The following is a 240-nucleotide window of genomic DNA, read 5'->3' on the forward strand; positions in this document are numbered from 1 at the left end:
GCCCGCAGGGTCTCCCTGTTGGAGAAGAGCTGGGCGTGGAGTTTTGCCGTTTCCACCACAAGCTGGCGGGCCGGCTTGGGGTCACGCACGTGGCACGAAGCTCCGGTGCCATCTGCGGTGGAGACGACTGCACTGTCCCAGTGCGCGAGGCTCCAGCCTTTGCCGTCCTGGTGCGCGACGTGTGCCGCGGGGTGCTCGGTGGCGGAGGGGCGGGCGGGGGCCCGCGGGGGCTGGGGGGCG

At 72.5% G+C, this 240-nt stretch carries 1 pseudogene; it reads right to left on the reverse strand.

From position 1 onward, the window contains the following. Positions 1–240 (reverse strand): annotated as a pseudogene (locus N7568_RS25185) (glycosyltransferase); the annotation flags it as partial.

This window comes from Paenarthrobacter aurescens (assembly GCF_025421775.1).
Taxonomy (GTDB): domain Bacteria; phylum Actinomycetota; class Actinomycetes; order Actinomycetales; family Micrococcaceae; genus Arthrobacter; species Arthrobacter aurescens_B.